Below are 5,225 nucleotides of genomic sequence, written 5' to 3' on the forward strand. Positions count from 1 at the left end.
GTGCAAGGCGCGGGCGCCGCGCTGTACCCGCGTGCGGCCCTGACAGGCGGCATGACCGAGGCCAAGCCCAGCACCGAAACCGGCGCGCCCGTGTCCGATGCGCTGCGCGGCTGGAACGACAGCGCACGCGCGGCGCTGGACTTCTCCTACGAATTCGATTTCTGGGGAAAGAACCGCGCGCTGCTGGCGTCCGCCGTATCGGAACTGTCCGCGGCGCAGGCGGACGGCGCCGCGGCCGAACTGAGCTTGTCGACCGCGATTGCGACGGTGTACGCCGATCTGCTGCGCCTGTACAACGACCGCGACATGCTGCAAGAGGTGCTGCGCATCCGCCAGGACAGCGAACGCCTGGTGCGGATGCGCTTTACGGCTGGCTACGACTCCGAGGCCGACTTGCGCCAGGCGCAAGCAGGCCCGCCGGCGGTGCGCGCCGAACTGGCCGCGTCCGAGGAACAGATCGGCCTGGCCCGCTTTCGCCTGAGCGCGCTGCTAGGCGTGGGACCCGATGCCGCGCTGGAAATAGACCGACCCGCCCGCCCCGTGCTGCGCGTGTCCGGCTTGCCGGCCAACCTGCCCGCAGACCTGCTGGGACGGCGCCCTGATCTGACCGCCGCGCGCTGGCGGGTAGAGGCGCTGTCCAACCAGATCGACGCGCGCCAAGCCGACTTCTATCCCAACATCAACCTGAGCGCGGTCCTGGGCCTGCAATCGCTGGGGGTCGGCAATCTGTTGCGTTCCGGCGCGGATTTCGGCTCGGTCGGCGCGGCGTTCAGCCTGCCGATATTCGACGCGGGACGTCGCAAGGCCGCCTATGGCGTGGCGCGCGCCGACTACGATGCCGCCGTCGCCAACTACGACGCGGCGCTGGCGCAGGCCGTCAACGAGATCGCCGGCATCACCCTTAACCACCGCTCGCTGGACCAACAGCTTGGCTACGCGCGGGAATCCCTGGACATGCTCGAGCGCGCCTGGGAACTGGCGCGCGCCCGCTACACCAGCGGCGCGGCGGATTTCCAATCGGTCCTGATCGTCGAAGACCGGCTGGCGACCCAGAAACGCGTGGTGGCCGCGCTGGACAGCAGGCGCTTCGCGATCGATGTCGCCTTGCACCGCGCACTGGGCGGCGGTTATCAGGAGCCCGCCCATGGATAGCATGCGTGCGGGAATCAGCGCGCCCACGCCCAACCAGGGCCAGCGCCGCAGGATGATGAATGCGGATCCCGGCAATTGCACCGCGATGGTAGCCGCGGCGACCAGCGGCGCCGGACTATGCCGAAAGCGAGACCGATCGGACCCAGCGCCGGAACGTGGTCAAGGCAGCCGAGCGGCGCTTGTAGCCATCGGGCGGCAAGACGAAGTAGTAGGTGTAGTCGCCCTGGTCCACCGTGAGGTCGAACGGAGCCACCAGCCGCCCTTCTCGCAAGTCCCGGTCGATCAGACCCTTCTGCGCGATGGCGACGCCATATCCCTCCAGCGCCGCCTCGTAGGCCAGCGCCGATGATTCATATTTCATGCCGCGATCGATATCGATACCCCTGACCTTGGCGGCGCGCAGCCACGCCGTCCAATCGTCGGGACGGCCAAAGACATGCAGCAGTGTTTCGCCCACCAAGTCCTTCGGCGTGCGCAGGCGCCTGCCTTTTTCCGGCGAACACACGGGGATCAACTCGTTGCGCAGCAACTTGTAGCTCAGCCCCCCCTTCCAATCGCCGCGCCCGAGGACGATCCCTGCATCCAGGTCTTCGCATTCGAAATCCGGCGGCGTCAAGGACGTGTGCAGCTTGACGTCTATGTCCGGATACTGCACTCGGAACTTCGCCAACTCTGGCAGCAGCCAGCGCATCGCAATGCTGTGAGGGGCGCGTATCGTGAAGGTCGCCTGGCGCTGCGGCTTCATGGCGACGGAGGTGGCGCGGCGCAACGCGACCAGCGATTTTGCGACGTCCGCCAGATACTGCTTGCCGGTGGGCGTCAGCACGATGGCGCGATGCTGCCGGTAAAACAGTTTTCGCCCCAGGTGCTCTTCCAACAGCCGTATCTGCCTGCTGACCGCGGAGGGCGTGACGCAAAGCTCGGCCGCCGCCTCGGATATGCTCGCCAGGCGCCCCGCCGCTTCGAAAGTGCGTACCGCATTGAGCGGTGGCAAAGCGTCCATGCGACGTCTCTTTTCGCTTGAGAAAATGTAAATCATGCATCGGCCGCCAGGCCGCGGCCGCTATGGCGGAAGCTGGCCGGCGTGGCCGACAGGCGCGGCACCGCCGCGGGCAGCACCAATTCGCCGGCGCGCGCATCCTGCACGGTCAGCATGTTGGCGCGGGCGGCGTACTGCGGATCCTTGAATATGTCTTCGATGGTGTAGATCTGGGCGCAAGGCACGCCCGCTTCCTGGGTCTGGCGCAATACCTCCGCCATGGACAGGCCGCCGATCCAGTCGGCCACGCGCCGATTGATCGCGTCGCGATTGGCCACGCGCACCGTGCCGTTCGGATAGGCTTGCGCCAGCTCAGGCTGACCCATCACTCCCGCCAGCCGCTCGAACATGCGGTGATTCGAGCACGCCAGCGCCACCCATTCGCCGCCTGCACAACGATAGTGGCTGTGCGGCACCACGTTCACCACATCGGCTCCCAGCCGCTCGCGCACCACGCCATAGCGTGCGTAGGCAGGCGCCATTTCGTCCAACAGCCGGAACACGGATTCGTACAGGCCGATATCGATGAACTGCCCGTCACCGCCGGCCTCCACCACGCGCAGGGCGAGCAACACGCCTATGGCGCCCCACATGCCCGAGGTGTAGTCCGCCATCGAGGTGGACCCAGGCACCACGGGCGGGCCGTCGGCCTCGCCCGCGAGATTGGCCAGGCCCGAAAACGCATGCGCGATGCGTGCAAACCCCGGTTCCTGGTTCTTGGGTCCGGTCTGCCCGTAAGCGGAAATTCGCAGCATGACCAGCCGCGGGTTGATCTTGCGCAGATCCTCATAGCCGACCCCCCACTTTTCCAGGGTGCCGGGACGAAAGTTCTCCAGCACCACGTCGGATTGCGCGACCAACTGGCGGAACAGTTCGGCGCCTTCCCGCTGCCTCAGGTCCAGCGTCGCGGTCTGCTTGTTGCGGGCTTCGCTCAGCCAGATCAGGCTGTCGCCACACTCCGTCACGGTGCCGAACTGGCGCAGCGAGTCGCCTTCGCCCGGCTGTTCGATCTTGATGACCTCGGCGCCGAAATCCGCCAGGATCGTGCCGCAGAACGGCGCGGCGATGAACGTCGCGATATCGAGCACTCGCACGCCCGCCAGGGGCCCGGCGGGTGCTGCGGCTCGGTCTGGGGGTGAAGAATGGGTTTGCTGCGTTTGAGACACGGTGGCTGCCTTATGCAAGAGTTCGAAGCATGCGGCGCAGGATCTCGCCGCCAGACCACTGTATCGGGCTGCCCCGGCGTCGGCGAGCGCGTTTTTCGCGTCGATTGATCGTATTTTCTTCAACACACGCCCGCGCATGGCGTCTGGTTCAGTCGTTCCTTTTATAGGACGCATCAGGCGGTTGGCGACGACTACCGCCGCGCGCGCGCATGCCCTATCTTCCTCGCCTGGCTCCATTCATCACATTCTGCGTCCGCATGCGCCGGCCGCAACCCAGGCAACTTGAACTTTCACCGTCTCGCACTCACCGCGCTGGCCACGCTGGCTATCGGCACCGCGCAGGCCGCCGAAACCGCGCTGCCGCCCATCGATCCCTGGCGCTATTCCGAGGACTACAGCTACCTGGACGATCCCGCCCAGCGCACCGGCGCCTGGGACGAGACCGGTAAATGGATCCGGCTGGGAGACTCCGCAGCGCTCACCTTGGGCGCCGAGCTGCGGGCGCGTTACGAGCGCTACCGCAACAACGAATTCGGCGATGCGCCGGTACCCGACGAGGGCTACCAGCTCTATCGCTTCCTGCCCTACGCGGACCTGCGGCTGGGCTCGCAGGTCCGCGCCTTCGGCCAGTTGAGCCTGACCCACGCAGAGCGGGATGCCGGTTCCATCGGCCCGCCGGACGACACCGGCAACGATGTGCTGCAGGCTTTCGTCGACGTCTCCTTGCCCGGCGACGCGGGCACCTGGACTGCGCGCGCGGGCCGCCAGGTCATGGCCTACGGCAGCGAACGGATCATCTCGGCGCGCTACGGGCCGAACGTGCTGCGCTCGTTCGACGGTGGCGCTCTCAGTTGGCAGGGCAAGGACCTGCGCGTGGACGGCTTCTTCGTGCGCCCGGTGCGCAACGATCCGGATGACTTCAGCGACCGCGCTGATCCGCAGCGCAGGCTGGGCGGCCTCTACGGCACCTGGTCCGAGTCCGCAGGCGCCGCTGGCACCGGCCTGGATGCGTATCTGTTGTCGCTGTCCAGCGACTCGGCCCGCTACGACCAGGGCAGCGGCCCTGAGACCCGCAACGCGCTGGGCGCGCGCTACTTCGGCAAGCGTGCGGGATGGCGTTGGGACCTGGAAGCGGTGTACCAGTACGGCAGCTTCGCCGGCGCGCCGGCGCGGGCGTGGTCGCTCGCCAGCGACGTGAGCTACACCTTCAACGGCGCGCCGTTGCAGCCACGCTTTGGCCTGAAAGCCAACATCATCAGCGGCGACCGCGATCCGGACGATCCCAAGCTGCAGACCTTCGCCGTCTTCTTCCCGAAGGGCAAGTACTTCGGCGAAGCGGGCCTGATAGGCCCCTCCAACCTGATCAACCTGCACCCCTCGCTCACGCTGGACCTGGGGTCCGGCTGGACGCTGGGAACCGCGGCCATCTTTTACTGGCGCCAGAGCCTGCAGGATGGCGTATATGGCGTGGCCGGCAATCTGCTGCGTCCGGCCGGCTCCAGCCGCGCGCGCTACATCGGCACGCAGGCCGACGTGGTGCTGGGCTGGGAGGTGTCGCGTCACCTGAGTTTCGAAGCCGCCTACTCGGTGTTCCGGCCCGGCAGCTTCATCCGCGACACGGGCCGCGCCGAGACCATCCATTTTCTTGGCCTGGAAGCGCTATGGCGCTACTGAGCCCCATCGATGATCGGAGACTATCCATGAAAAGAACCACGACGCTCGTCCTCGCCCTGGCCGCGGCGCTGCCCTTCGCTGCCCAGGGCCGCGACGCCGATCTGGTGCTGCGCAACGGCGACATCATCACCATGGACGCGGCCGCGCCGCGCGCGACCGCCCTGGCGATCCGGGGCGACCGCATCGTCGCGGTC

General features: G+C 67.2%; 4 protein-coding genes. 2 read left to right on the top strand and 2 right to left on the bottom strand.

The genetic code is table 11. The features are described 5' to 3' along the window. Positions 1 to 1,152: efflux transporter outer membrane subunit (locus tag VIR09_RS30245; protein ID WP_332016227.1), on the top strand; the 1,152-nt coding region annotated here is incomplete at its 5' end. Positions 1,153 to 1,267: 115 nt separating this feature from the next. Here VIR09_RS30245 and VIR09_RS30250 read toward each other — a convergent pair. Together VIR09_RS30250 and VIR09_RS30255 are read right to left on the bottom strand one after the other, a co-directional pair. Next, positions 1,268 to 2,155 carry a LysR substrate-binding domain-containing protein gene (locus VIR09_RS30250; RefSeq protein WP_332016228.1) on the bottom strand — a complete coding sequence of 296 codons (888 nt, stop codon included), beginning with the start codon at positions 2,153 to 2,155 and terminating at the stop codon, positions 1,268 to 1,270. A 32-nt stretch (positions 2,156 to 2,187) separates the two neighbouring features. After that, positions 2,188 to 3,357, bottom strand: coding sequence for a CoA transferase (locus tag VIR09_RS30255; RefSeq protein ID WP_332016229.1), 1,170 nt, complete (start codon positions 3,355 to 3,357; stop codon positions 2,188 to 2,190). A gap of 282 nt (positions 3,358 to 3,639) precedes the next feature. On the opposite strand from VIR09_RS30255, the gene VIR09_RS30260 reads away from it, so the two are divergent. Beyond that, entirely contained in the window at positions 3,640 to 5,031 is a 1,392-nt protein-coding gene (locus VIR09_RS30260) for an alginate export family protein (RefSeq protein ID WP_332016230.1), read from the top strand. Positions 5,032 to 5,225 lie beyond the last annotated feature (194 nt).

The organism is Achromobacter sp. (assembly GCF_036567245.1).
Taxonomy (GTDB): Bacteria; Pseudomonadota; Gammaproteobacteria; order Burkholderiales; family Burkholderiaceae_B; genus Achromobacter.